This window comes from Sheuella amnicola (assembly GCF_010499255.1).
GTDB lineage: Bacteria > Pseudomonadota > Gammaproteobacteria > Burkholderiales > Burkholderiaceae_B > Zwartia > Zwartia amnicola.
Window position 1 is genome coordinate 46,902 of record NZ_JAAGRN010000002.1, and the last position, 25,426, is coordinate 72,327.

The following is a 25,426-nucleotide window of genomic DNA, read 5'->3' on the forward strand; positions in this document are numbered from 1 at the left end:
CGGGTATTCGGATGGCCCGGCAATATAATGACCGGCATAAAGTACTGACCCATTTTTAACAGCATATCGACTCAACGGCAAGCATATGAAGTCTCGCAGATTCATTCAATGTGATGTATTCAGTCCCTTTCCCCTTCAAGGAAACGGATTGGCAGTGGTTGTAGACGCCGATGGCCTTAGCGACGAGCAAATGCAAAGATTTGCGGCATGGACGAATCTGGCTGAAACCACATTTCTGCTCCCGCCTACTGATCCCTGCGCAGATTACAAAGTACGAATTTTTACTCCCGCGCGTGAAATGCTTTTTGCAGGACATCCGACGCTAGGCAGTTGTGTTTCTTGGTTGCATACCGGAGGAATTCCCAAGACTTCTGGCATTGTTCGCCAGGAATGCGGGGTAGGCATTGTTGAAATCGACATTACCCAGGACCCGATTATTTATTTTGCCGCTCCGCAAACTACGATCAAAGAAATGGATCCTAGCCATCGACTTGAAATGATCAATGCTCTTGGCATTTCAAAAGATGCCATCGTTAACACTGCAGAACTCTGCAATGGACCAACTTGGCAGTTTTTCGAATTGAAATCCGTGACCGATGTGTTTGCAGCGGATGCATCGAAAGTAAAGTGGCCGACTTTTAAAGCTATCGGTTTATTTGCAGCCCATGAGCCAAACAGCCCTTGCGACTACGAAGTAAGGATGCTTGCACCGTCAAGCGGAATGAGTGAAGATCCCATTACGGGGTCATTGAATGCGGCCATCGCTAAATGGCTTCTGGCAAATGATCGCTTGCGCGATCCCTACGTTGCTGCTCAAGGAACGAGCATTGGTCGCATCGGGCGGGTTTCGGTTAAGCGAGGCAAGGGTGATGTCGCCTGGATTGGCGGTCAGGTACACATCATCATTGAAGGCAAAATGTCCAACTTTTGACTTCAATGACTGGTTATCACATTCGCAAGATAGGGAAATCAAAATACTAACGATGACTCTTGTAAACCAAGTCCGCGGCAATGAGATCTAGGGATGCGAATCCAACTGACTTGAATACGGTAATCGCCTCTTCGCTTTTTCGCCATGCATGCTGAGGACATTTAGAAATTTCAGAGAGCTGAGCCTCGATAGCTGATGAATGAATCAAGCCCCTTTGTATAGCTTGAAATACCTCGCCGCCTTTTTCCAATATTGCATCACGACTATCGACAAATACTTGCGCGTGAGGCATCAGTTCAGGGTCCGCTTCCGCCATCTGTGCAGTAAAGGCCCCCATGAGTCCTAAATGTGTACCGGGCTTCAACCATTCTCGACGAACAAATGGTGTTGTTGCGGTTGTTGCCACGGCAACAACGTCAGCTGCAGACAAGGTGTCCTTCAAATCGATACCTACCTGCGCAACTATCCCGATGGATGCAAGTCTATCCACAATCGATTGTGATTTTTTGCTATCACGCCCCCAAATCAACACTTTGGAAAACTGCATCACACTTGCATGTGCTTCAGCAAGTGGAAGACTCAGTGATCCCGTACCGAGGATAGCCAATGTTGAGGATGATTTTCTGGAAAGAATTTTCGCAGCCAAAGCTGCAGCCGATGCGGTACGCCGCAAAGTCAACTCCGTTCCGTCCATAACGGCGATTGGATTGCCATTTACGCAAGAAATCAATACGTATGCACCCGATACTGCGGACTGCCCAATCGCATTGTTACCGGGCCAAACGGATACCAATTTAACGCCCATGATTTCACGCACCTTCCAGGCAGGCATAATCAGCACGGTGCTGGCATCATGATTAGGTTCGTAATGACTTCGCAAGGGTGATTCAATCGGTTCTTGCAAACCGGTAGCCAAAGCATCTATCAATACAGGATAAGGTAACGCCTGTGCTACAGAGGATTGATCAAAAAATTGCATGTAGTAATTCCGTTATGAGTATCTACGACCTTTCCTCTGCGATCAATCCGAGCTCTCTTGCCTGAATTTGCAGTGCCAAGTATTTGGAATAAATCCGACACTGCGCAAGGGATCCGGCATGAAACCATAGTCCCTGAACAGGCGTGGGTTTCCACATATTATTTAATTCCTGGGTATCGGGATTCATCCCCCATATCGGGCCGAGTTGAGCAGAAACATCTTTTCCAAGCAGTTTTTCGGCGATCGCGGATTGGCCCAAATATCCTTTTGCCACAACAATCAGATCAGCCGGAACTAGAGATCCATCCTTCATCCTTAAACCGGTCGATTCGAAGTGATCCAAATTTTGCAGTTGAATGATTTTAATTTTTCCCTGACTGATCAACTCAGAACATCCAACATTAAAATAATATCCACCACCGCGAGTAAGATACATCATCTGCCAGCCAATCCCATCCTCGCCTTTGTTGAGTCGGAACCCAGCTTTTTCCAATCCTGTGTGTAAATCTTTATCGATTTCTCTTGCCTCATCATTTGCCCGTCGATTTGCGATTTTGAGCAACGGAAACGGGGTTCCAACTGCCAGCAGATCACAATATTGAAGAGGGTAGCCCTTTTCATAGATCGCATATGGCTTCTGAGCAGTAGGCACGACATTCTGAACCATTGTCGCACCACGCTGCACCATGGTGACATGTGCCCCGTGTTCGCATAAATCCTGTGCGACATCGTGTGCGCTGGTTCCTGTTCCCAAAACAATTACATTCTTACCGATCCATTGTGTGGCATTCTCATAATCTGCGGTATGCATAACTGAGCCGGAAAATTTTTCCAGTCCATCAATTGGACTTCGATCCGGCAACGCGCTGACTCCTGTGGTCATCACCACGTGACGTGGCTTGAGTGTCACGCGCTTTCCTCCTCTTTCCACATTTGCAACCCACTGCTTAGAACTCTTATCGTAGCGAGCATCGACTAGCTTTGCGTCACACCAAACATTCAACTCCATTGCGGTTGCATAATATTCAAGCCAACCAGCCAACATATCCTTGGGAACAAAGATTGGCCAAGTATCGGGAAAAGGCATATACGGCAAATGGTTCGCAAACGTCTGATTATGCAGAACAAGAGCTTTGTATCGCTCACGCCAATTGTCACCGATTCGTTCGTGTTGATCTATCAACAGCGCATTGATCCCTAACTGCTTTAGTCGGGCTGCGATAGTCAAGCCTGCTTGTCCGCCTCCCACAATCAACACAGTCGGATCTTCTCCATCATACTCAGCCTCTCTTGCTCGCTTCTCAAGCCAATTGGGACCAAGAAAACTACGCCCGAATTGAATACGATTTTCCAGAAACTTTTTGTACTTTTCTTCATGACCTTTAATCTCTACAAGAGCGGTCATCAGCACCCAGGCTTTAAGAGCATCGGAGTGGTCAGGATCACGAACCAATCGAAGCACGCCTTCCGCAGGACCGAAAATCGTCTCGAATTCGATTAGACAAACCAATGAGCCATCTTCAGAGTCAATAACTGCTAATTCTTCTAGCACCCCTTTTGAGAGTGACCAATTTCTTGGCCTAGCCTTCTGACTACGTGCCAACAGAGCATGACAGACATTCACTCTTCCTGAAATGGTGTCAATATCCCAATGCAGGCCTAAGACGTCCCTCCAATGACAGTCATCAAGCCACAGCTGTTCAAGCGCCTGTTGGTTGCCGGTAGCTAGCGCTTCTTCAAATGAATCGAGCCATTCTTGAATCCGATTTTCTTCCAAAATACTGGGGTTTATTTTTTTTGTCATATATTTCATTGATACAAGATGATGATCAGATCTTACTCTTTGGAAATTTTTTACGTTACCCGCTTTTTAGTTTTGAATAAATTCGTCGCTTACATGCTACGCTCATCATATTGGTTAGCACAGCAATTTCATGAAGTTTTATCATCACAAAATAATTAGAAGCACACAACTATTAAGTCTTTTGTTATGTTTCGCATGGATCATGCCAACATGGGCGGGTTCATACGATGACATGCTTCGGCAAAGACGTGTCAGGCTCGCGGTTGAATATGATCGAACGCTGTACTTCAGCAATGCGGGTAGGCCTTATGGTTTGGCGATTGAGATTGCCCGGGATTTATCTAAATGGCTCTCGTCTCGTCACGCGGATAAACTCCAACATCAATCTTTGAATGTTCAAATCGTTCCTGTCCCTAAAGGAAACACTCTTCTTGCGCTGTCAAACGATCAGGCTGATATAGCGCTAGGTCAATTCCACATTGAGCATCTTGAAAACGCGCCGACTGACTTAATTATTAAATCTAGCGCCATACTTTTAAAAGAAATTCTCGTTACCGGCAAAGACGATCGATTTACGCATCAAATAAGCAGTCTGGACGGGTTAGAAGTGCGTGCGGCGTACCCCGAAAGTTTTTACTCCGGCCTGAAGCATTGGAACAATCATCTTCTTGCTGAAGGCAAAAGTCCAATAAAACTCTCAACCTGGCCACAAGGCTTAGAAGATGAAGACATGCTGCAGATGGTAAATGCCGGTCTTATAAATGCAATATTCATTTCCGACTGGAAAGCAGTTCTGTGGCAATCAGTTCTACCGAACATCATGGTTCACAGGGATATCACGTTTCAAAATGCCGGCACAATCGGATGGGCTTTAAATAAGAGCAATGCCGATTTAGCCATCGATATCGAGTCATTTGTACAAGAGTGGGTTGCGAATGATGGCATGCGATCCTTTCGCACAGACTCATTCAAAAGCAAGCTGCGTGCATTAAAAAATCCGACAAATGAGCCGGATTGGTCTCGTTTTGAAAAACTTTGGCCTATTTTCGAAAAGTACGGAAAACAATTCAACCTCGATCCATTCATGCTGGCAGCTTTAGGTTATCAAGAGACTGGATTAATCCCCGTACAAACCGGCATGGGCGGCGCTGTGGGTGTGATGCAATTGATGCCTTCAACTGGAAGTTCAATGGGAGTTGGAGACATTCATCAGGTCGATGCAAACATTCACGCCGCGGCAAAACTGATGGACGTTATGTTGAAACAATATTTTTCGGATGCTGATTTCACCACGCAAAACAGAACTCTGTTTGCTATTGCATCATATAACGCAGGTCCAAATGCGATTGCCGGATTGCGTAAGTTTGCAAAAAATCAGGGATTTAATCCCGATGCATGGCTAGGAAACGTCGAAATCGTTGCTGCCGAAAAACTTGGTGTCAACGTGATGACATACGTTAGAAATGTCTTCAAGTATTTTGTCATTTATTCCTATGCGATGAATGATCTTTCAAGGAATAAATGACAAGAAAAGATAAGTGGCAAAAATTATCAAATGAATCAATCCTTGTAAAAGGGTAGTTTTTCCGAGTGCGAGCGTGATGAGCCCGACAAATAAGGTCAGCATGAGTAAAACCATACCAACCGGATGAATTCCTAAACTCAATGGCATATCAAAATATACCGAGATAATGGCCACAGTCGGAATAGTTAGGCCGATACTCGCCAATGCCGAGCCCAAAGCAAGGTTCAAACTTGTCTGCAATCTATTCGCTCTAGCAGCTCGAATTGCGGCGACTCCTTCGGGCATTAGTACCAAGGCTGCGATGACAATACCGACAACAGTTTGCGGGGCGTCCAGATAATTAACGGCCTTTTCGATCGAAGGACTTAAGGCTTTTGCCAACCCGACCACGCAGACTAATGCAATTAATAACAATATTGCGCTGATGATCGTTTTAGTGTTGGTTGGAGGTGTTGCGTGAACCATGTGATTCGTTTTCAATCGATCGATCTGGGGCAAAAAGTAGTCGCGATGCGAAACTGTCTGAAAAAATAAAAACACACCATACAGAACAAGCGATGAGATTCCAGCAAATGCAAGCTGGCTATTCGTAAACGTTGGTCCCGGTGAACTTGTCGCAAAAACAGGTAAAACCAAAGTAAACGTTGCTAATGCGGCCAAAACAGCAATAGCCGAGTTCGGTCCTTCAATACGAAAATCCAGTTCGCGATGGTTTAGCCCGCCGATGAATATGCACAAGCCCACCACCCCATTCATCACAATCATAATTGCGGCAAAAACGGCATCCCTGGCAATATAGGCTGCGCCCTCAGAGTCCGACAACATCATTGCGACAATCAGGGAGACCTCGATGATCGTAACGCTGATCGCCAATACAATTGTGCCGAAAGGCTCTCCAATTTTATGAGCGATGACTTCTGCATAGTGAACCGCAGCAACAACCGCAACAATCAATAGTCCAAGCAATAAATAAATCATGTCACAGTCTCGAGAAGCGGAATCTACAAGAAAAGCTGCTTGCGTACAAAAATCCTATCATATCCGTTGACGATACGCTGATCGAATTCAACATAACCAACATGGGCATACACTGCCTGACTTTCATGCATCAATCTATGTGTTGATAAATAAATTGATGAATACCCCTTTTGTTGCGCAATGATCTCAGAGAATTTCAACAATTTCGATCCAATTCCCTGTCCCTGCGCTTGCGGTGATACTGCGATCGTCTCGATGCAAAATCCTTCATCTGTTTCGAGCAGAACAACTGCACCAACCACCTCTTGCTGAGCGCAGGCTACGTACACTACGCCTTGTTCTACTAGATCCCTGTAATCATCCAGCATAGGACCAGGCTGCTTTCCGATACGGGGGATGTAATGGATAAAGGCCCGACATACACAGTAAGCAACCGAGGCTACATCATCAGATCCTGCAAGGCGAATGCTTATTGGCATGACAAACCTCACTCCATATGAAGACCACCATTAACTTGAATCGTCTCACCATTAACAAAACTTGCCCCATCGCCACACAGGAACTTGATGACTGAAGCAACCTCTTGCGGTTGTCCGACACGCTTCAAAGGTGTTTGCGTAATTGAAGCTTCCCCGCGCTGCCTAATGAGATCCGAGGCCATCGGTGTGTCGATAATACCCGGAGAAACTGCGTTGACTCGTGTTTCCGGACCCAATTCGCGCGCAAGGGACCGAGCCAGACTTAACAAAGCCCCCTTGGTGGCACTGTAATGAGCATTGTAAAACGCCCCTCTATGCGCGGCGAGTGAACTGATAAATACAATCGAACTATTAGGCTTGAGTGCCGAAATCACGCGACGTGTTAGAAAAAACACTCCATCAAGATTAATTGCGATAGTCTGACGCCACTGTTCATCTGTCATTTCCCTGACAGGATGGGCCATATAAATTCCTGCGGAAGGTACAAAAAAGTCGATACCTCCAAAATGCTCTTTTGCCAGCTTCACTGCTTCATCCGCATCAGTCGTGGAATTTGAATCCATCCTCATACAGATTATTTTTCCTGTCCCTTCTTTCAACGTCGCGGCAAACTCCTTAAGACCATCGATATCAAGATCAGTCAACAACAGATGAGCGCCCGCCTTATAAAATTGGCGGGCGACTTCTCGGCCAATTCCACCATTGGCTCCTGTCAACAACAACACTCTGTCTTTAAATTCACTCACGATTATTTGTCCTTGATTAAATCAACATCATGCTAGGTGATTCAATGTAGCGCCTGAATGCGGCCAACCATGTAGCAGCCAATGCACCATCTACGGCACGATGGTCAACGGAAAGTGTACAGCGCATAATCTGGCCGGCCTCAATCACGCCTGAAGAATTGACTACCGGCTGCGCTTTAACTGCGCCTACAGCAAGAATTGCCGCCTGGGGAGGATTAATGATAGCGGCAAACTCATCAACTCCATACATCCCGAGATTACTGATGGAAAAGGATCCACCTTGAAACTCGTCAGGACGCAGTTGTCCCTGTTTTGAGCGATCGGCCAATGCACGTATCTCGAAGCTGATCTGAGACAAACTCTTGCTGTTGACATTGCGCAAGATCGGGGTAATCAGCCCTGCCTGCGTCGAGACTGCAATCGAAATGTCCACTTGGTGATATTCGCGTATCGCCGCTTCGGTCCAAGACACATTCATCTTAGGAACATCTCGCAACGCTCTGGCCGCAGCCAGGACGATAAAATCATTGACTGAAATTTTTACTTGCGCCGTAGTATTGATCTCGGTTCTCAAGGCAATCAGATTGTCCATGCGACATTCGACTGTCAGATAAAAATGGGGCACAGTGGATTTGCTCTCCGACAAACGCCGGGCAATCGTGCGTCTCATATTGGTATGGGGCGTATCCGAAAAAGCCGCTTGAGCTGAATGCTCTAGAGTGTCTGATCCCTTAATTCTGGCAGGTACGGATGAAATGTTGCTTTCCCCGTCATTTTGAATCGCCCGCAACACATCGTATTTGACGATGCGTCCATTAGGCCCGCTGCCAACAATCAAATTCAAGTCGAGTCCGTGCTGTTTGGCTAGTAGCCGGGCAACAGGACTGGAGAAAACTCGCTGACTCGCTTGACTACCACGTGGCTCAGGATCCGAAACTAAAGTCGCAGAAGCGTTTTTCTCCGGTGTGGACTGTAATATCCGATCTGCATCTGCAACAGATTCGCCTGCATCGATTAAAACTGCAATTGGCACGCCAACTGCGACTTCGGTCCCATTGTTAACCAACAATCTTGCAACGGTGCCTTGTGCCTCAACATTGAGCTCAATGATTGCCTTTTCAGTTTCGACATCGGCAATGCTTTCCCCGCTGGAAATTTCATCCCCTTCTTTCTTGCTCCAAGAAACCAGAGTCGCGTGTGTCGCATTGGCCGCGACTTCAGGCATTCGAATAATGGTTGCCATGTTATGTATTCCTTATGCTCGACCTTGCTCGGATTTCACACGCCGTATCCCTTGTACGACCTCTTCTGTCCTTGCACAGGCGGCACGCTCCAACACCTTCGAAATACTTGGCGCTGCCTCTTTGCCGGTTACGCGCTGTACCGGCACGTCCAACCAATCGAAATAGCGACGCTGAATTTCGTCCGAGAGCCAGCCTCCATATGACGTACCCAACGCGCCCTGCTCAACAATCATGACTGCATTGGTCTTACGAATACTCGCTTCAATCGTGCCCCAATCGATCGAGGCGCGATCAAGCCATCGCAAATCAATCACATCGGCACTAGTTCCCGTTTGCTCGATTGCTTCAAGTGAATGGTTCACCATCGACAAATAAGAAATAATCGTCAAGTCGTTACCTTGCGCACGAAGTGCCGCCCTGCCCGGCGGAAATATAAAATCCAAATCCCCGACAGGAGCGGCAGCCGTGCTGTTATACAAATCGACGTGTTCAATAACCAATACAGGATCCTGACAGTGCAGCGCTGCATTCATCAATCCGACATAATCAATCGGACATGAAGGTGCGACAATTCGCCATCCTGGGCAGGTCGCAAAAATTCCCGCCGGATCCATTGAGTGCTGTGAACCGTATCCCGAACCCATTGCGACTTTGGTTCGCAACACAAACGGAACCGGATGGTCTCCCCCAAACATATGACGAGCCTTTCCGATCTGGTTAAAAACCTGATCGCCTGCCACCCACATGAAGTCGGGATACATAAACTCGACAACCGGCTTATAACGACGATCCATCGCCATTCCACCGCCCAAGCCCGCAAAGGCACATTCGCTGATTGGCGTACCTAGCACGCGATCCTGGAAACGATCCTTCAAGCCGCGAGTCGCACCATTTGTTCCGCCCTTGAGACGATGCACATCCTCTCCCATCACAACGATGGTTGGATCAAGCTCCATGCGTCGGTGCATGACATCAGCCACAATATCGATAAATTTGCGTGGTTGACTTGCATTGGCTATGGCTAGCTCATCTGGCTTGGTAAATTCATGGAACTCGGATAGATCGCCTCGTATACCTACGTCACAAAAATCGGGGCTCGGCCAAAGTTCCGGACGGATCCTTCTTTTTCCCGGCTTACCTTCTGGATCATCTTCGATCAAAGCCTGCACCGCTTGCTTCATCAATGCTTGAATTCCGCTTCGTAATGCATCGACTTGTTTTGCGGTGATGAGTTTGCGAGCCTGCATCTTACGCGCAACCAGTTCAAGCGGATCTCGCTTGCGCCATGCTGCCTCTTCTTCTTTCGTCCGATAACCGAATGCACTCCCCGGAAACGGTCCGTTTTGATGAAAGTAGCGATAGACCTGTGCATCGATGATTGTCGGCCCCTTGCCAGACCGCATATGCTCGAGCGCTTGTTGCATCGCCAGATGTACGGCCAAAGGATCCATCCCGTCCACACTCCAACTCGGGATATTGAAAGCTTGCCCGCGAGCGCCAAGTCTTGGCTCGCCTGTTGCCTCATCCACTGTAGTTGAAACTGCATAACCATTGTTTTCTACAAAGAAACACAATGGCAGCTTCCATGCTGATGCCAAATTCATGGTTTCCAGCACAGATCCGATATTGATCGCGCCGTCTCCAAAATACGAAACAGCCACCCCTCCGCTTTCGGATTGCTTGTCTGCCCAAGCAGATCCCGCCGCCAAAGGGACGCCCCCACCTACGATCGCATTCGTTCCTAAGGCTCCGGCTTCAAGCCATTGCAAATGCATCGAGCCTCCTCGTCCCTTGCAGTACCCGGGGGATAGGCCAAGAATTTCGGCCAATGTGCGTTGAAGCATCTCTTGAATCGGCGCGGATAGCGGCTTGAAGGGATCAAGTCCATCCGGAGCCAGATAGGACAAGCATTTCGCAACAAATTGATGATGGCCGCGATGCGAGCCGTTAACCTGATCCCGATCAGTCAATCCGACAATCGATCCGGCGGCGCCACCCTCTTGCCCAATGCTGGAGTGAGCTGGGCCGTGCACCAGGCCTTCGGCGGCCAACTCCAGAACTGTTTCCTCAAACACGCGAATGACATGCATTTGTGTAAGAATCGTACCCAGCAATTTAGGATCCGCTCGTTTCCAATCCTGTTCTGTTGTTGTCAACGCGACCCATTTAGCCGCGGATTTCAATTGCGTGGTTTCAGACATAAACGATCCTGAGTTCTATTTTTATGACGATTTGATTTTGAAGTGATCGATCAGTAGCCGTTGGCGGTCCAACCGCCATCAACCACCATCGCATGGCCGGTCACGAACCTGGCCAAATCTGACGACAAATAAAGTGCCGTCTGAGCAATTTCTTCGGGCGTTCCGAGTCGCCCCAAAGGAGTACGTTGACGAAGGGACTCTTCATCCAGAGCACCCCGATTTAGCAATTCGGCTACAAGGGAAGTCTGTATATAACCGGGACATATCGCATTGACACGAATGTTGTGCTGGGCCCATTCCACAGCAAGTGATTTGCAAAGCGATACGACTCCAGCTTTAGCGGCGCAATATGCAGCTCGGCGAGCCGAGGAAGCAACTCCCCACATCGACGCGGTGGCGAGAATGACACCGCCACCGTTTTTAATCATCTGACGGGCGGCCGACTGGCAACAAAAGAATGTTCCCGATAAATCTATATCGATCGTTCTACGCCATTCATCCGGTGTCACTTCCAATGAAGGTTTATTCATCGAAATGCCCGCATTATTGAGTAACACATCCAGACGTCCGAATCGGGCAACGGCACTCTGAACGGCGTCATCAATCGCGATCGGATCTCTAATTGATCCAACAAATGTATCCACGATGATGCCTGGGTATGCAATTTCAAATTCGGATTTAACGCTTGCCAGCCCTTGAGCATCAAGATCCAGAAGCATCAAGTTCGCCCCCTGGCTGGCAAACGCATGGGCCATCGCCAATCCAATACCACTGGCAGCCCCAGTGTTGAGCACGATTTTTCCGGAAAGTCCCGGAAACTGCGTGAATGCATTACTCATCGTCGCGCATCCTCTTGAATGAAATCGGCACCACGCTCGGCCACCATCATCACTGCAGCCTGAGTATTACCGGAAACCATTGCGGGGATCACCGATGCATCCACAATGCGCAAACCATCTATTCCTTTAAAGCGCAGCTTGACATCAACGACTGCTTCGCTGTCCGACCCCATTCGACAGGTGCCAATTGGGTGATATATGGTCTGACCATTTTCACGGGCGAACTTTAGCCATTCCTCATCGGTATTGACCTGCTCACCCGGACTCATTTCATGTTCGATGTATTGTGCAATTGCAGGGCGACCGGCAATCCGTCTAGCGACCTTCATTGCATCGACCAAGGTCTGTCGATCTTCATGCGTAGCAAGGAAATTGGGGCGTATAGCCGGTCCTTTAAAAGCATCGGCAGATTGGATATGAATGCTGCCCTGTGATGTGGGACGCAAACCGGTGACACCGATCGTCATACCAGGTGCATTATCCAGCTTACGAATCGCGGCATTTGCATAACTGGCGTGCATAAAAAAGTATTGCGCATCCGGAGTGGCGACATGGGGATTTGTTTTAACAAAGCCATGGACAAGCCCGGTGCCCAAGGTCAAGATGCCCTTATGAGTGAGGAAGTATTTCAAAGCGGCAAGTCCAACACGCCAGCCTTGCGCCAACTCGTTGAGCGTTTGGGTATTGCGCACCCTCCAGTTCATTCTGGTGGCGAAGTGGTCTATGTAATTTTCTCCGACACGCGCAGCAGGATGCACAACAGCAATACCATACTCTTGCAGCAACTTCGGGTTGCCTATCCCGGAAAGCTCAAGGATTTGAGGAGTCTGTATGGCCCCAGCCGCCATCACAACTTCACGATTAGCCTGAACTGATACATCCCTTCCATCTTTTCGGTATGTGACGCCCGTGCACTTGCCTTGGTGAACATTCACTTTCAATACATGAGCATTGGTACGAACTGTCAGATTGCGTCTTCCCAATGCCGGTTTAAGGTACCCCTCGTAAACGCTCCAGCGACGACCTTCTTTTTGTGCAACCTGGTAGTAACCAAACCCCTCCTGATCGCCCCCGTTGTAATCCTCGACTATGGGTTGCCCATCCTGTTTCGCCGCTTCAATGAGTGCAGACGCGATAGGGTAACGTTCGGCCACTTGATCAATATTCATTGGCCCCTTTTTGCCGCGCGCATTTCCTCCGGGCAAATATGTTTCCAATTTCTTGAAATATGGTGCGACGTCTTTTCCGGACCAACCGGTCGCACCCATTTGTGCCCATCCATCGTAGTCCTGCATCTGACCATGCACGTAGATCATTCCATTAATCAAACTGGATCCACCCAGGCCTTTGCCTCTTGGAATAGCGATGGTGCGGCCCATTACGCTATCTTCCGGTTTGGTTTCAAAGCGCCAGTTATAAACAGGATCATTCAACAACTTAGTGAATCCTGCTGGGATCGAAATCCACATGCTGCGAGGCTCGCCTCCAGCCTCCAGCATCAACACCGTGCTTCGACCATCTTCACTCAGACGATTGGCAAGAATGCAGGCAGCCGTTCCCCCGCCAACAATCACATAATCAAACTGTTCCATTTCAATTCCCCACTCGCATGAACTCCGCCATCAGATCAATCTGACTCTCGAGCATCGGTAGTCCATACTGAATCCTGCAACCCTTTGCTTGTGCTGCTGCCAAAAGTGGGGTTAATGCCGGGCGCATGATAATTTCGGCAACGATCTGGTCAGCCACTAGATCATCGACATTCAAGGGCAGCGAATCGGTTTCAGCCATACCAAGTGAAGTTGCGTTCACGACCAAGTCGTAACCCTTCGGACTTGCAGTGGCGACAGTCATTTTGATGTTTGGATAAACATTGGATAAGCGTGCGAACATATCCTCAACCTTTGGACTGGTTCGGTTATATACACCCAGTTCGCGAATACCCGCCTCGCACAACGAGAATGCAATTGCATTTGCCGCACCACCTGCACCGGCAAGAAAAACTTTCTTGTCTTTCACTTCTATACCGTGACGCGTAAGACCTGTGACAAATCCCTTCCCGTCAAGTATGTCTCCGTGAAGTTTGCCATCACTTTCTCGACGAATAATATTGACTGCGCCCACCATTTTGGCCGCTTGTGACACCTCGTCGCATAAATGGATGATTGTCGTTTTATGCGGAACCGTCACTACCAGTCCACCAAAGTTAATCATGCCTCGCAACCCCTCTACCAAGGCCTTTAATCCGGAGGCGGAAACATGCATAGGGACAAGAACACCATCTACATCGTGCTTTGAGATCCAGGCATTGATGGCCTGAGGAGTTTTAACTTGCAGAATTGGATCCGCAACAATTGCATAAAGCTTGGTCTTACCTGTGATTTCTTTCATGTCCTTTGTCCGCCTTTTAATTATTTATTTCATTTCTCAAATTGATTTAGGTGGTATTACCAGTATACATAGTGGACTTACCAGTTTAATCAGTATTTTCCCTATTAAGCGCTCAGATCACCATATTTCCGCGACAATTGCTTATCATTGCGTAATATGAATTTTGAATATGCAACGCCGAAGTCATGAGTGAACCAGCTACAGCAGCCCTGCATCTGCCTGATGAAATAGCCCTGCAACTCGGGCAATTGATCGACGCAAAAAAATTCTCTCCCGGCGATCGTTTGCCCAGCGAACGGGATCTCTGCGAACAATTCTCAGTCAGTCGCCCGGTTATTCGTGAAGCAATCTCTAGACTCAAATCGGAAGGCGTCGTGTCGATCAAAAGAGGCGTCGGCGTGTTTGTCACAGAAAGGGATCCGCGTGAAGGATTCAAAATCCAGAAGGTCGACATTGAGGAGAAAGTTGCCGTCACACAAATAATGGAGCTCATCGCAACCGTGGAGGTTTCAGCAACACGCCTTGCGGCGGCACGACGAACGAGTGAAGATCTAAAACAAATACGACGCTGCCTGCTTGGAATGGAGTACGCAATCGCCAGCGATCGCCTAGGCGATGAAGAAGACTTCGAGTTCCACCAGGCAATAGTTGTGGCCACTCACAATCCTTATTTCAAGACATTGAGTCAACATCTGGAGCACACTGCCCGCAAGATGATTCGCAGCTTGCGCAGCAATACTAAAACCAGACACACCAACCTGATTGAAGCCGTTCAAGCCGAGCATCAGGCTATTTACAACGCTATCGTGGCAGGCGATCCCATCGCTGCCGAACTCGCCGCACGCACCCATCTGGAAAATGCGGAAAAGCGATTTGTTAAATACCTCAAGTCCTGACTGTCAGGTCATCAGCCAGCCACCCGCCACATCGACAACCTGGCCTGTCACAAATCGACTCTCGGGCGCAGTTAAAAAACAGGCCATCTCTGCGACATCTTCGGGATCGCCCAATCTTCGCAAAGCGGTCTCCTGAATAATCGCGTCATTAGTCGCTTGGGATGCTGTTCGCATTAATGGCGTGTTGATGCGACCAGGCGCAATCGCATTGACCGTAATTCCATGCGGACCCAATTCGCCGGCCAGATCACGTGTCATGCCAATCAAAGCTGCTTTTGTTGTTCCATAATGCGCCGCAGTGAAAGACACGAAAAATTTGGCGGCAACAGAGGACATATTCACGATGCTGCCAAAACGTTGTTCCACCATTGATGGAGCAACGAGTCTTGACCAATTGAATGCGCCGTGCAGATTGACTCCCACAACCCGCATCCACTCCGAAGGATCCATCTCCCAGAAGTTTGCCGGCTTACCGTTCACCTTAGGAGATATGCCCGCATTGTTGATCAACGTGTCCATATCACTACTCAAAGCGCGACGCAGCTGCTCAAGCGCACTAGCACACTGTCCATAATCCGATACATCCGCTGTCGCCCAGGCCACATCCGCACCCAGTGCGCGCAGTGACTCCGAATGCGCTTCCAAAGCTTCGGCGTTGACATCTACAACCGCAAGTTTTGCGCCTTCCTGAGCATACTGCCGGGAAATACTGGCGCCTATTCCGCTCGCGGCGCCCGTGACAAGAACTGTACGACCCTGATGACGATTTGGCGTCATGTTAAATCCCCAAATAAGCTTTCTTGATGTGCGGATTCTCCAGCAATTCTTTGCCTGTACCGGTCATTGTGATTTCGCCGTTTTCAAGCACATAGCCTCGATCGGCGATTTTCAGCGTATGCACGATATTTTGTTCGACAATCAGCACGGTCATGCCCATATCGACGATACGATCTATCACGTCAAACACCTGCGATACCAGCAATGGAGACAGTCCAAGCGATGGCTCATCGAACATCAACAAAGAGGGATTAGCCATCATGCCGCGCGCAATCGCAACCATTTGCTGCTCTCCACCGGACAAGCTGCCGGCGAATTGACCAAGCCTTTCACGCACACGAGGGAAAATCTCGAGAACTTCTTCCATGCGTTGATCGACCACGCCACGAGCTGATTTTTTAAATGCGCCCATGAGCAAATTATCTTTTACCGATATGAATGGAAAAAGTTGCCGACCTTCCGGGATCATCGTGATTCCGGCATTCACAATCTGATCCGAGCCCAATCCATTGATCTGATGACCTTCGAATTCGATTTTTCCGGATGTGGGTTTGACGATGCCGCATATCGTGCGCAGCGTTGTTGTCTTGCCGGCTCCATTCGCGCCAACGATCGTAACAACCTCGCCCTTGTTCACTTCAAGCGAGATGTTACGAATAATTTCGGTGCCGCCATAACCGGCAGAAACCCCTTGCAACTTAAGCATGTGAATATTCCTTACCAAGATAGGCTTCGATCACTCGAGGATCGCTCACCACATCGCGCGGGGCACCTTCTTTCAATACGCTGCCTGAATTAATCACAACCACGCGATCCGACAACTGCATCACGGCTTGCATGATGTGCTCAATCATCAGGACGGACACTCCGGAATCGCGAACGCGACGGATGATTTCAATCGCTTTGGAAACATCGGCGGGATTTAACCCGGCCAACACTTCATCCAACAATAAAACACGCGGCTTGGTCGCAAGGGCACGTGCCATTTCGAGACGCTTCATGCCACCAACAGTCAGATTTTTGGCGCGAATCTCCAACAGAGGAGTCAGATCAGTCAATTGCGCCACCTGGCGGGCGATTGAGGCCGCCTCGGACGGAGAGCTTGTGTTCATGAACGCGCCCAACATGATATTTTCCATTACCGTCAGATCGGCAAATGGCTGGGCAATCTGGAATGTCCTGCCGATTCCGGCTTTTGCAAACTCCACTGGGTTTGTGGGCGATGTCCATTTGCCGTCCGGCAGACGCACCCTGATATCGCCACTATTGGGACGTAAAAATCCAGACAACTGGTTAAACACTGTCGTCTTACCGGCGCCATTTGGACCAATCACCCCAAGGATTTCCCCCTCATGCAACGACAAGGACACGTTGTTTGTTGCATGGAGACCGCCAAAGTAGAGATTCAGATTATCTGTTACCAGAATCGGTTCGCCAATGGTTTTGGAATCATTCTTTTTAGGCAATGCAAATTCTGTAGTAACCGCCGAAATTTGACGACGTCCTCCTGGTAGTGAGTCGACCCAACGTCCAAATGCCAGGCCAAAACGCCCCACCAAGCCTTTGGGTATTGTCAATACGACAATAACCAAAACAACGCCATACACAAGGCCATGAAAACCATTACCGAAGTCAGCCAACCATCCGCGCGCCAACTCGGCGATCGGCAATACCAGTACGGTACCGACCAAAGGACCAAATACAGTACCCAGTCCTCCAATCAACGCAAACATGGCAACTTGAATCGATAGCTCAAGAGAAAACGCCGATGATGGGTCAATAAAACCAAGATACATGGCATGAAAGCTACCAACCACACTGGTCAATGCGGCCGAGATCATGACAGCGATCAGCTTAACCTTAACCGGGTTAATGCCCACAGCCAATGCAGCATCTTCCCTTTCACGTACGGCGACTAGGTAATAGCCCAGACGCGAATTCTTGATCATCTGGGAGACCAGCATCGTCAGGACAAGAAAGCCGAACCCGATCAGTAAGTACACCCACTTTTCGCGAACCATCATCCATTCGAGTCCTCGCTTAAGAGGTGGCGCCAATCCGGCCGCGCCCCCAGTCAGGTCTTTCTGGTGGATGGCAACAAGTCTGATCACCTCCAGCACTGCGATCGTCGCCAATGCAAAGAATGGTCCCCGCAGGCGGAAGCAAGGGTAACTGATCAAAACAGAAACCACAACGGAAATCAGCGCCCCTAACAACATGCCAATCCATGGCGAAACGCCAAACTGCATCATCAACAATACGGCAGCATACGAACCAATGCCGTAAAAAACCGCATGCCCAAGCGAGAGTTGACCCGCAAACCCTCCGACGATGTTCCATGCTGTTGCAAGTGCCGCAAAAATAAACAGCAGCACAAAGATGTGATAAACGAAGGGTGAATTCGACGCGATTGGCACAACCAACAGCAAAGCCATCGCGATCAAGGTGACATACACCCTGGGATTAAAAATATTCATCACTATTGCACCTTTATTCGGAACCGCGACCCAGGCCAAGCAGGCCAGTGGGACGAATAATCAGGATCCCGATAAAAATCAGGAAGTACACCACTTCTTTCAAATCCGGAGCGATGTAATAACCAGCAAGACTATCGACCAACCCGATAATCATTGAACCAAGGAACGCACCACTCAGGCTACCAAGTCCGCCGAGCACAACCACGACAAACGCGGTCAGCACAAAAAAACTACCCACGGTTGGAAACACCGGATACTGGGGGAGCAATAAGCCCGATGCCAAACCAAGGCAGGCGCAGCCTAAACCGAAAGCGAAGATATAAATTCGTTCAACGTTTACGCCCATCAACTGTGCGGCATAACGATGCTGGGCCGTTGCACGCACCGCCCGACCCAGATATGTCGAGTGCAAGAACCAATGCAACAGGAGCATCAAGACAATCGAAACGCAAAATGTAATCAGCTGACCGGAAACGATCGTCAGCGATCCGAACTTCAGCGTACTGGAGCTCACGTCGTTAAGCTTGACTGAGAATACATCAGCTCCGAACATGAGCAATGCCAGATTCAACAAAGCGGTCGATATGCCGACTGTCGCAAAGATCTGAATATGAGGATCCGCGGAGAGCAAAGGCTGAATAATGAAGCGCTGCATCATCGCGCCACCAACAAACAGGATGACGATTACCGGCACGATTGCCGCGTAGGGATGCAACCCTAATTTTTGATACAACAGATAAACGGCATACATGCCGATCATCAGAAATTCACCGTGCGCGAAATTCACCACGCGAACGATACCGAAAATCAATGTCAACCCGACACTGATAATCGCCAATGTGCCGCCCAGCAGCAATCCATTGACAACAAGCTGAATAAAAATATCCATGACGATCCAATCAATCGGACAAAATAATGGAGGGACATCCGTCCCTCCATTGGTCTAGCAAAGATTACTTACCGACTTGACCGACAACAGGTGCAGCCACTGCAGCCTCTTTCGGGTAAACCGTGGTCAACTTGCCATCCAGCCATTGCATGACCGATGGCAAAGCGCGTGTGTTCTGACCGCTTTTATCAAACTTGGCACCCCAACCGGTCGATGTTTTACCTACCGGGACATCGACTGCCAGCACCGCAGTGCGAATCTTTTCTGGATCCATGGTGCCGGCTTTCTGAATCGCGTCAAAGAAAATCAGTGCGCCAGTGTAGTTTGCCAGGCTGTGACCCGAACGCGGAGGCGTGCCGTATTTTGCTTCATAAGCTTTGACGAATGCGCCCAAACCAGGGGCACCGGCCTCATTGGTCAGGTATTGCGTAAAGTCGATGTCAAATACGCCGTGCATGTTATTGGCACCTGCCGCATTTACGGTATCCTGAGTCGAATATCCGCCGCCAGCACCGATCACCGCGCGAGGCTTGAAGTCTGCTTCCTTCATTTGACGGAAGAACAGCACAGTATCGTTCTGATAAGAAGTCTGTAGAACGACATCAACCTTCGAACCCTTCAAACGCAGTATCATGGACGATAAATCAACTGCCTTAGCCGAGTAAGGCAACACTTCCACTACGTTCAAGCCTGCCTTTTTGGCAGCTTCAGTCTGATACTTGGCAACGGTCGTACCATACAACGCATCTTCATGCACGATCGCGACACGCAAATCTGATGGCTTGACTTTCAATCCTGGAGCAATAATTTCATTGATCACATCAATGGTGCGATCAGCGAAGTTCCTGGATGTCGGATTCGTACGGAATACATACTCGTATCCACGCTCAGTAATAGGATCGGAAATGGCACCCAACTCAAAGTAAGGTACACCCTCTTTTTCGCTTACTTGTGTCGCAGCAAAGGAAATGGGCGAGGCGTAGCTTCCGAAGATGGCCTGAACCTTATCTACCGAAATCAGACGACGAGCAGAGCCGACTGCCTGATTGGCATCCACCGCATCTGATTTGAATACTTGGATCTTTTTACCCAGCAAACCGCCCTCGGCATTACGCTTCTCTACAGCAAGTTCAAAACCACGGAAACTTTCATCACCCAATAAGGCCAGCCCCCCGCTTAGGGGGTACAGGGCTCCGAGGCGAACCGTATTTTGAGCGCTGGCGATACCGGTCACGCCCACAAGCGCAAGCGTCATTGCGCCAAGGATTTTTTTAAGCTTCATTTCGTCTCCAAATAGCATGTGAAGTGGTAAGACCAGTATAAATAGAAGTCTGACCAAAATTTATAGGTAATTACCCTTTACCCGGAAGGAGTTCATTGTTTCGAAACATCAACAGAGGAGAATGAGTCTGTAACGGCAATGAAGGTTAAACTACTCTTTATGTGAAGCAACTTCCGGATACCTCATGAATTCTTCAACTTCTCCAGAATCGAATGTTTCCGGGAATTCCAAACTGTCTCGGTTTTGCAATCTTGATCCCAATAATGCGCAACAACTCAAAATAGCAACACTCGCATACATCGGGTTCAATTTTTTACTGTGGACCGTACTGGCGATTCTTAGTCAAACGGCTCCCCACAAAGATAATGTGGAAGAGCTCTTCTGGATCCAGCACTTCGACTGGGGCTATCCGAAGTTCGGACCGATCTCTACCTGGTGGGTTTATGCCTGGGTGTCTCTTTTAGGAAGATCTTTCTGGGTGACTTATGTCGCGGGTCAGATCAATGTGGCCCTCATGCTACTGGTGGTCTGGCGCATTAGTCTCTTGATCATGAGCCCGGCACGCGCCTTGATGGCGGTTGTCCTGACATCCTTAATCACTTATCACAGCATTAACGGAATACAGGCCAGTTCAAACTTGCTGCAACTGTTTCCGACAGCTCTTTTTCTATGGTCGCTGCTTTTAGCGGTTAGGAACCAAAACTGGTGGCGCTGGGTATTGGTTGGCGTGACTGGCGCAATTTGCCTACTTACCAAATATAGTGCCGGAATCTGGTTTGCCGTCATGGGCATTTGGGTGCTCACCGACTCAAGAATGCATAGCCTGAAAGCAATGAAAGGCGTTTTTATCGCGATTGCCGCCGGGGTGATAGCAACGATCCCACATATTCTCTGGCTAATTCGGGAAAATGCGCCAACTATTCAATATATGCGCTTTCAAGTCAGTGGCGAAATCAACCACATGTCACAAGTCGCCAAATTCATTGCGAGCCAGATGGGAAAGCTTTCCCCCATCATCATTGCCCTTCTTGTCTTGAATTTCACATTCAGAAGGGGACCGCACGACATGATGGCTCCCGATGTGAAAATCGATCAACCCAAAGAAATGCGGTTTATCGCATTTGCAGCTATCGGCCCAATGTTGCTGACCTCGCTATTGGGTACTGCCTTTATCAGTTTGCATGCAAACTGGGCAACATCGTACTTCATCATGCTTGGTGCGTTTGCGTTGCGCTGGGTGCCTTTGGTTAACGAGCGTCGCGCCCTGAAACAGGTTCTGCGGATTGGTTTGGCGCTCAACATCACGATCGCCTGTGGCACTGCTCTTTATTACGGACTGGTCGCTGACTTGATGAGCAAAACCCCAAGGGCGAATTTTCCGGCTAAGCAACTAGGCTCTAAAGTCGACCAAATCTGGAAAGAGCATAGTGAAGGGCCATTCAAAATCGTGATTGGTGAAACCTGGATTGCCGGTGTTGCTTCGGTTATGTCCAAACATCAACCTCTTGTCGTTCCTTATGGCAACTATGCCGAAGCCGCAGCAGTCAATCCTGAGTTGGTCCGAAGATGCGGTGCGATGGTTCTTGTCGATCCAAGCGAAGGTAAACTTAATCCCAACATGCGGGCATTTCTGGAGCGCGCGGCGAAAAATGGATCATTTAATATTCCATGGAATCGCTTTAAACAAAAACCGCTATATGAAGTGAATTGGGCGATTATCGAACCCGAAATAAAAAATGCTTGTCCACAATGAATTTATTTAAAAAATCCGTTATTTCCGAAACACTGAGTCACTTCAGTGTGGTTGTTTCCACGCTGATTGTGATTTGGCTGAGCGTCATCCTTGTGCGCCTGATCGGTGAGGCGGCAGCTGGACGCATCGGGGTGGATATCGTTGTAGGTCTGGCGATTTTTACGACTCTCGCGGCTCTACCGACCATTCTGACCGTGTCGCTTTTCATTGGCGTATTAACGACCATCTCACGCAACTACCGTGAATCGGAAATGGTCGTATGGTTCGCAAGCGGGATGTCATTGCTTAATTTAATCAATCCAGTGCTTCGTGTCGCCGTGCCGATCATGATAGCGATTGCCGGTCTGACCTTATATGTCACGCCATGGGCGAATCGACAGATCGAAGACTATCGCGCGCGCTTTGAGATGCGATCCGATGTTTCAAAAATTACGCCAGGTCAATTTTTTGAAACCGAGGGGGGAAAACGCGTTGTTTTCACTGAAAGCTCTGAAACCGATGACACATCACTTGGTCAGGTTTTCATGCGCATCTTGGATCAACAATGGTTGATTGTTGTTACCGCCACCTCCGCCCATACTGAAATCATGCCCAATGGTGACCGATTTCTCGTGCTGGAAAAAGGGTATCGATATGATTTAAAACCCGGCACGGCGGAAATGAAACTCGCTGAATTCGATGCCTTTGGAGTACGCATCGAACGCAAAGATGGTGAAGAATCCATGAATCAGGCTCGCAACAAGGCCTTAGCAAACCGCCGCGCGAGACCCACCATGCTACTGATTGGAGACAGCGAAAACGGCTCATGGGGACAAATCATGTGGCGTATCGCCATTCCGCTTGCTGCGCTTAACCTTGCCTTGCTGGCAATACCTATCGGCGCTGTAAATCCGCGCATGGGGCGCTCGGGCAATCTGCTGATTGCAGGTCTGGTAGCCATGCTTTATTTAAATTTGATAAACATTTCCCAAGGCTGGATTATTCACGGCAAATTGCCATTTAGCATCGGTGTCTGGCTGGTTCACATACTATTTGCCATTGTGACTGCCATCCTGCTCTGGTGGCGCATGCGTGTGAAAAAACCTAAGCCACCGGTTGTGGACAATTTAAATCTGGTTTAGCGAAAGCGAACTTTTGCAAGAGATAGCCTCTTGTCCATGTTAGATGGGTGCCCTTGTTTTCAGATTTTCCTGGCAGGGCACTCAATAACTGCTGATGCCGATTTTTAAATAAACCTTGCTCACCGAACAGCAGTGCGTGCACATATGTCGCATTTGCGGCCTGAGCTTGAATAAATTCATTTGATTCGATGCCAGGAAACATATCCAATGACAGACTTTGATCAATCAGCATGGCCGCTAATTGAATTGGATTATGTTCGACCATCCAATATCTGGTCGCATGAAAAATGGCATCGGTTCCGACAAAATCTATCTTAATTTCGTCCACTGATGGCATCGGGTCATTCATAACGACATCTTTGATTATCTGTTCATAAATAGCGTGGCAGTCGGAGAAATGATATCTTCCATCCTCAGACAAACGATATTGTCCGACTCCGTCCAAGACATCTCCAAAATCGTTTTCAGCGCGAAATCCTTTGGGGAAACAACATGCCGAAGCCTCTCCAAGCTTTATTCGCATTGCTTTACGTGCATCGTCCTGTCCGAGACCCATATACGACTTGCAATACAGATTAAACGTTCGCCCGTTTATCGTCACAATTTGCACAGATTCTTTATGCGGATAGTCAGTATCAACTGGAAAACTGAGTTGCGCAGATGAGCCACCGACCTCCACAATTCCAAGCGGGCTAGCGTCAGTTCTGAAAACATCCCTTTCCAGATCATTCAAATTAATCCAAGTCCAAACGCCCTCTTCGCGCTGACCGTCAATCGTTCGTACCTCACCTAAAGCAAATCCAGCTTGATTAATTCCATGCCTGATTCGATCATAAAAATGTTCGATAGCTTGAACTCCAAACATTTTCGCTGAATAGCGCATGCCTGCGGTTGCAAAAAGATGGACGCTCACTTGGCTGGGCTCGACACCCAGACTGTACAATTGAGGTCTAATCGAATTCAGAAGTGGCCAGACAATCATTGGAACAACCTGCGCCTCCAGGTTGGGAGCGAGTGGATGCACAAAATTGTTAATGCCGTCTTCACGCTCGCCATTAGGCATCGTTGAATGTTCAACTTCGGCAATTTTTTTAACGATGGGATAGGCTCCAGGCTGAACATCAAATAAAAAAAGGCGCGTCCCGCTGCTACCGGCATCAATGACTGCAGTAATGAACTTCTCCATGCGTTTTTCTCTGAAATTTATCAACCGAATCGTGAACCGCAGTCCCGGCAGAATTTGTCTGTTAACTCATGGCCTTTACTTCCACAGGTCTGACATATACGTGTAGCAGCCTGCGTTCGCGCACGGGCTGCGCTCATTTCCGCCGTAACGATTCCTGTCGGAACAGCCAGAGTGCCCCAGCCCATCAACATCATGATCGATGAAATAAATCGCCCCAAATCGGTCTTGGGGGTCAAGTCGCCAAAGCCCACCGTCGTCATCGTCGTAATGGCCCAGTAAATTCCGACGGGGATACTGGTAAAACCGTGCTCGGCTCCTTCCACGACATACATAAACGTACCCATCACTAATACCACCATCAAAACGACAGACAAAAAGACGAGAATCTTATTGCGACTCGCGGCAAGTGCTCCGGCAAGATGGTTGTACTCGGAAAAGTATTCGGTTAATTTGAAAACCCTGAACACCCTGATGAGTCGCAGCACCCTGACATCAAGCAGTGAATGCAACTCGGGAAACAACCAGGTCAAGTAGGTTGGCGTAATGGCCAACAAATCAATTATTCCAAAAAAACTCAGCACATACGCCAGACGATTTGGAGCACAATACACACGGGCCAAATACTCCGCGGTAAACAAGATGGTCAATATCCACTCGAGCCCGAAGAAAATAGTGTGATATTTTTTTGAGATCGATTCGACGCTATCCAGCATAACAACGAGTAAAGATAGCAAAATAAGAACAATGATCGCTTTATCGAACAACCGTCCCGATTGCGTATCGCTTTCGAAAACGATCGAATGGATTTTTTCTTTTAGTGACGAGTTTTTCGTATTCATAATATGGTTTAAGAACTATTTGCCATATTTTAAATCGACATTTCCGCTCAACCTGTTAAATTTGAACGATTAATTCACAAGGATCAAGC

At 48.5% G+C, this 25,426-nt stretch carries 22 protein-coding genes; 5 read left to right on the top strand and 17 right to left on the bottom strand.

What is annotated here, in order from left to right; translation table 11 throughout:
• Window positions 1-85: 85 nt before the first annotated feature.
• A complete protein-coding gene (locus tag G3I67_RS02780; RefSeq protein ID WP_163651473.1) occupies window positions 86-931 on the top strand; it encodes a PhzF family protein in 846 nt (281 codons plus the stop codon).
• A gap of 46 nt (window positions 932-977) precedes the next feature.
• Here G3I67_RS02780 and G3I67_RS02785 read toward each other — a convergent pair whose 3' ends face one another.
• Window positions 978-1,910: an ornithine cyclodeaminase family protein gene (locus G3I67_RS02785; RefSeq protein ID WP_163651474.1), complete on the bottom strand. Its 933-nt coding sequence runs from the start codon at window positions 1,908-1,910 to the stop codon at window positions 978-980.
• 22 nt (window positions 1,911-1,932) lie between these two features.
• Window positions 1,933-3,714 carry a flavin-containing monooxygenase gene (locus G3I67_RS02790; protein ID WP_163651475.1) on the bottom strand — a complete coding sequence of 594 codons (1,782 nt, stop codon included), beginning with the start codon at window positions 3,712-3,714 and terminating at the stop codon, window positions 1,933-1,935.
• Between the two features lie 313 nt (window positions 3,715-4,027).
• On the opposite strand from G3I67_RS02790, the gene G3I67_RS02795 reads away from it, so the two are divergent.
• The gene (locus G3I67_RS02795; protein ID WP_163651476.1) at window positions 4,028-5,239 is read left to right on the top strand and encodes a transglycosylase SLT domain-containing protein; all 1,212 of its coding nucleotides are present in this window, start codon (window positions 4,028-4,030) and stop codon (window positions 5,237-5,239) included.
• Here the strand turns inward: G3I67_RS02795 and G3I67_RS02800 are convergent.
• The 8 genes from G3I67_RS02800 to G3I67_RS02835 are packed head-to-tail and all read right to left on the bottom strand — an operon-like array spanning window position 5,225 to window position 14,117.
• Window positions 5,225-6,217, bottom strand: coding sequence for a calcium:cation antiporter (locus G3I67_RS02800; protein WP_163651477.1), 993 nt, complete (start codon window positions 6,215-6,217; stop codon window positions 5,225-5,227). The genes G3I67_RS02795 and G3I67_RS02800 overlap by 15 nt on opposite strands.
• Window positions 6,218-6,240: 23 nt before the next feature.
• The gene (locus tag G3I67_RS02805; protein ID WP_163651478.1) at window positions 6,241-6,696 is read right to left on the bottom strand and encodes a GNAT family N-acetyltransferase; all 456 of its coding nucleotides are present in this window, start codon (window positions 6,694-6,696) and stop codon (window positions 6,241-6,243) included.
• 8 nt (window positions 6,697-6,704) lie between these two features.
• Window positions 6,705-7,442 (bottom strand): SDR family NAD(P)-dependent oxidoreductase, encoded by a 738-nt coding sequence (locus tag G3I67_RS02810; RefSeq protein WP_311197037.1) that lies wholly within the window; start codon window positions 7,440-7,442, stop codon window positions 6,705-6,707.
• A gap of 16 nt (window positions 7,443-7,458) precedes the next feature.
• Window positions 7,459-8,685, bottom strand: coding sequence for a 2-oxo acid dehydrogenase subunit E2 (locus tag G3I67_RS02815; protein ID WP_163651479.1), 1,227 nt, complete (start codon window positions 8,683-8,685; stop codon window positions 7,459-7,461).
• A gap of 12 nt (window positions 8,686-8,697) precedes the next feature.
• Entirely contained in the window at window positions 8,698-10,887 is a 2,190-nt protein-coding gene (locus G3I67_RS02820; protein ID WP_163651480.1) for an alpha-ketoacid dehydrogenase subunit alpha/beta, read from the bottom strand.
• 50 nt (window positions 10,888-10,937) lie between these two features.
• Window positions 10,938-11,726 (bottom strand): SDR family NAD(P)-dependent oxidoreductase, encoded by a 789-nt coding sequence (locus G3I67_RS02825; RefSeq protein ID WP_163651481.1) that lies wholly within the window; start codon window positions 11,724-11,726, stop codon window positions 10,938-10,940.
• A complete protein-coding gene (locus tag G3I67_RS02830; protein ID WP_163651482.1) occupies window positions 11,723-13,318 on the bottom strand; it encodes a GMC family oxidoreductase in 1,596 nt (531 codons plus the stop codon). Before G3I67_RS02830 ends, G3I67_RS02825 begins: the two co-directional genes overlap by 4 nt.
• Before the next feature lies 1 nt (window position 13,319).
• Window positions 13,320-14,117: a shikimate dehydrogenase family protein gene (locus G3I67_RS02835; RefSeq protein WP_163651483.1), complete on the bottom strand. Its 798-nt coding sequence runs from the start codon at window positions 14,115-14,117 to the stop codon at window positions 13,320-13,322.
• 185 nt (window positions 14,118-14,302) lie between these two features.
• Between G3I67_RS02835 and G3I67_RS02840 the strand changes: the two genes are divergently transcribed.
• The gene (locus G3I67_RS02840; RefSeq protein ID WP_163651484.1) at window positions 14,303-15,013 is read left to right on the top strand and encodes a FadR/GntR family transcriptional regulator; all 711 of its coding nucleotides are present in this window, start codon (window positions 14,303-14,305) and stop codon (window positions 15,011-15,013) included.
• A 3-nt stretch (window positions 15,014-15,016) separates the two neighbouring features.
• On the opposite strand, the gene G3I67_RS02845 is transcribed toward G3I67_RS02840, so the two are convergent.
• The 5 genes from G3I67_RS02845 to G3I67_RS02865 form a co-directional block, all read right to left on the bottom strand.
• Window positions 15,017-15,790 carry an SDR family oxidoreductase gene (locus G3I67_RS02845; RefSeq protein WP_163651485.1) on the bottom strand — a complete coding sequence of 258 codons (774 nt, stop codon included), beginning with the start codon at window positions 15,788-15,790 and terminating at the stop codon, window positions 15,017-15,019.
• A gap of 1 nt (window position 15,791) precedes the next feature.
• The gene (locus G3I67_RS02850; RefSeq protein WP_163651486.1) at window positions 15,792-16,496 is read right to left on the bottom strand and encodes an ABC transporter ATP-binding protein; all 705 of its coding nucleotides are present in this window, start codon (window positions 16,494-16,496) and stop codon (window positions 15,792-15,794) included.
• Window positions 16,489-18,267 (bottom strand): branched-chain amino acid ABC transporter ATP-binding protein/permease, encoded by a 1,779-nt coding sequence (locus G3I67_RS02855; protein ID WP_203583530.1) that lies wholly within the window; start codon window positions 18,265-18,267, stop codon window positions 16,489-16,491. Before G3I67_RS02855 ends, G3I67_RS02850 begins: the two co-directional genes overlap by 8 nt.
• A gap of 13 nt (window positions 18,268-18,280) precedes the next feature.
• Window positions 18,281-19,156 carry a branched-chain amino acid ABC transporter permease gene (locus G3I67_RS02860; protein WP_163651487.1) on the bottom strand — a complete coding sequence of 292 codons (876 nt, stop codon included), beginning with the start codon at window positions 19,154-19,156 and terminating at the stop codon, window positions 18,281-18,283.
• 64 nt (window positions 19,157-19,220) lie between these two features.
• Window positions 19,221-20,438, bottom strand: coding sequence for an ABC transporter substrate-binding protein (locus tag G3I67_RS02865; RefSeq protein WP_163651488.1), 1,218 nt, complete (start codon window positions 20,436-20,438; stop codon window positions 19,221-19,223).
• Between the two features lie 184 nt (window positions 20,439-20,622).
• Here G3I67_RS02865 and G3I67_RS02870 point away from each other — a divergent pair, with 184 nt between their 5' ends.
• Together G3I67_RS02870 and lptF are read left to right on the top strand one after the other, a co-directional pair.
• Window positions 20,623-22,191 carry a glycosyltransferase family 39 protein gene (locus tag G3I67_RS02870; RefSeq protein WP_163651489.1) on the top strand — a complete coding sequence of 523 codons (1,569 nt, stop codon included), beginning with the start codon at window positions 20,623-20,625 and terminating at the stop codon, window positions 22,189-22,191.
• Window positions 22,188-23,312, top strand: a complete 1,125-nt coding sequence (lptF, locus tag G3I67_RS02875; protein WP_163651490.1) for an LPS export ABC transporter permease LptF — start codon at window positions 22,188-22,190, stop codon at window positions 23,310-23,312. The genes G3I67_RS02870 and lptF overlap by 4 nt, the downstream gene beginning before the upstream one ends.
• On the opposite strand, the gene G3I67_RS02880 is transcribed toward lptF, so the two are convergent.
• Window positions 23,275-24,498: an acetate and sugar kinases/Hsc70/actin family protein gene (locus G3I67_RS02880; protein ID WP_163651491.1), complete on the bottom strand. Its 1,224-nt coding sequence runs from the start codon at window positions 24,496-24,498 to the stop codon at window positions 23,275-23,277. The two genes, lptF and G3I67_RS02880, sit on opposite strands and share 38 nt — an antisense overlap.
• A 20-nt stretch (window positions 24,499-24,518) precedes the next feature.
• On the bottom strand, window positions 24,519-25,337 hold the full coding sequence (locus G3I67_RS02885) for an ion transporter (RefSeq protein WP_163651492.1): 819 nt from the start codon (window positions 25,335-25,337) through the stop codon (window positions 24,519-24,521).
• Between the last annotated feature and the right edge of the window lie 89 nt (window positions 25,338-25,426).

Excerpts from the sequence above, each read along its gene's own strand:
- G3I67_RS02780 (WP_163651473.1), top strand. The coding sequence starts at position 86 with ATGAAGTCTCGCAGATTCATTCAATGTGATGTATTCAGTCCCTTTCCC.
- G3I67_RS02785 (WP_163651474.1), bottom strand. The coding sequence starts at position 1,910 with ATGCAATTTTTTGATCAATCCTCTGTAGCACAGGCGTTACCTTATCCT.
- G3I67_RS02790 (WP_163651475.1), bottom strand. The coding sequence starts at position 3,714 with ATGACAAAAAAAATAAACCCCAGTATTTTGGAAGAAAATCGGATTCAA.
- G3I67_RS02800 (WP_163651477.1), bottom strand. The coding sequence starts at position 6,217 with ATGATTTATTTATTGCTTGGACTATTGATTGTTGCGGTTGTTGCTGCG.
- G3I67_RS02805 (WP_163651478.1), bottom strand. The coding sequence starts at position 6,696 with ATGCCAATAAGCATTCGCCTTGCAGGATCTGATGATGTAGCCTCGGTT.
- G3I67_RS02815 (WP_163651479.1), bottom strand. The coding sequence starts at position 8,685 with ATGGCAACCATTATTCGAATGCCTGAAGTCGCGGCCAATGCGACACAC.
- G3I67_RS02820 (WP_163651480.1), bottom strand. The coding sequence starts at position 10,887 with ATGTCTGAAACCACGCAATTGAAATCCGCGGCTAAATGGGTCGCGTTG.
- G3I67_RS02825 (WP_163651481.1), bottom strand. The coding sequence starts at position 11,726 with ATGAGTAATGCATTCACGCAGTTTCCGGGACTTTCCGGAAAAATCGTG.
- G3I67_RS02830 (WP_163651482.1), bottom strand. The coding sequence starts at position 13,318 with ATGGAACAGTTTGATTATGTGATTGTTGGCGGGGGAACGGCTGCCTGC.
- G3I67_RS02835 (WP_163651483.1), bottom strand. The coding sequence starts at position 14,117 with ATGAAAGAAATCACAGGTAAGACCAAGCTTTATGCAATTGTTGCGGAT.
- G3I67_RS02840 (WP_163651484.1), top strand. The coding sequence starts at position 14,303 with ATGAGTGAACCAGCTACAGCAGCCCTGCATCTGCCTGATGAAATAGCC.
- G3I67_RS02845 (WP_163651485.1), bottom strand. The coding sequence starts at position 15,790 with ATGACGCCAAATCGTCATCAGGGTCGTACAGTTCTTGTCACGGGCGCC.
- G3I67_RS02850 (WP_163651486.1), bottom strand. The coding sequence starts at position 16,496 with ATGCTTAAGTTGCAAGGGGTTTCTGCCGGTTATGGCGGCACCGAAATT.
- G3I67_RS02855 (WP_203583530.1), bottom strand. The coding sequence starts at position 18,267 with ATGAATATTTTTAATCCCAGGGTGTATGTCACCTTGATCGCGATGGCT.
- G3I67_RS02860 (WP_163651487.1), bottom strand. The coding sequence starts at position 19,156 with ATGGATATTTTTATTCAGCTTGTTGTCAATGGATTGCTGCTGGGCGGC.
- G3I67_RS02865 (WP_163651488.1), bottom strand. The coding sequence starts at position 20,438 with ATGAAGCTTAAAAAAATCCTTGGCGCAATGACGCTTGCGCTTGTGGGC.
- G3I67_RS02870 (WP_163651489.1), top strand. The coding sequence starts at position 20,623 with ATGAATTCTTCAACTTCTCCAGAATCGAATGTTTCCGGGAATTCCAAA.
- lptF (WP_163651490.1), top strand. The coding sequence starts at position 22,188 with ATGAATTTATTTAAAAAATCCGTTATTTCCGAAACACTGAGTCACTTC.
- G3I67_RS02880 (WP_163651491.1), bottom strand. The coding sequence starts at position 24,498 with ATGGAGAAGTTCATTACTGCAGTCATTGATGCCGGTAGCAGCGGGACG.
- G3I67_RS02885 (WP_163651492.1), bottom strand. The coding sequence starts at position 25,337 with ATGAATACGAAAAACTCGTCACTAAAAGAAAAAATCCATTCGATCGTT.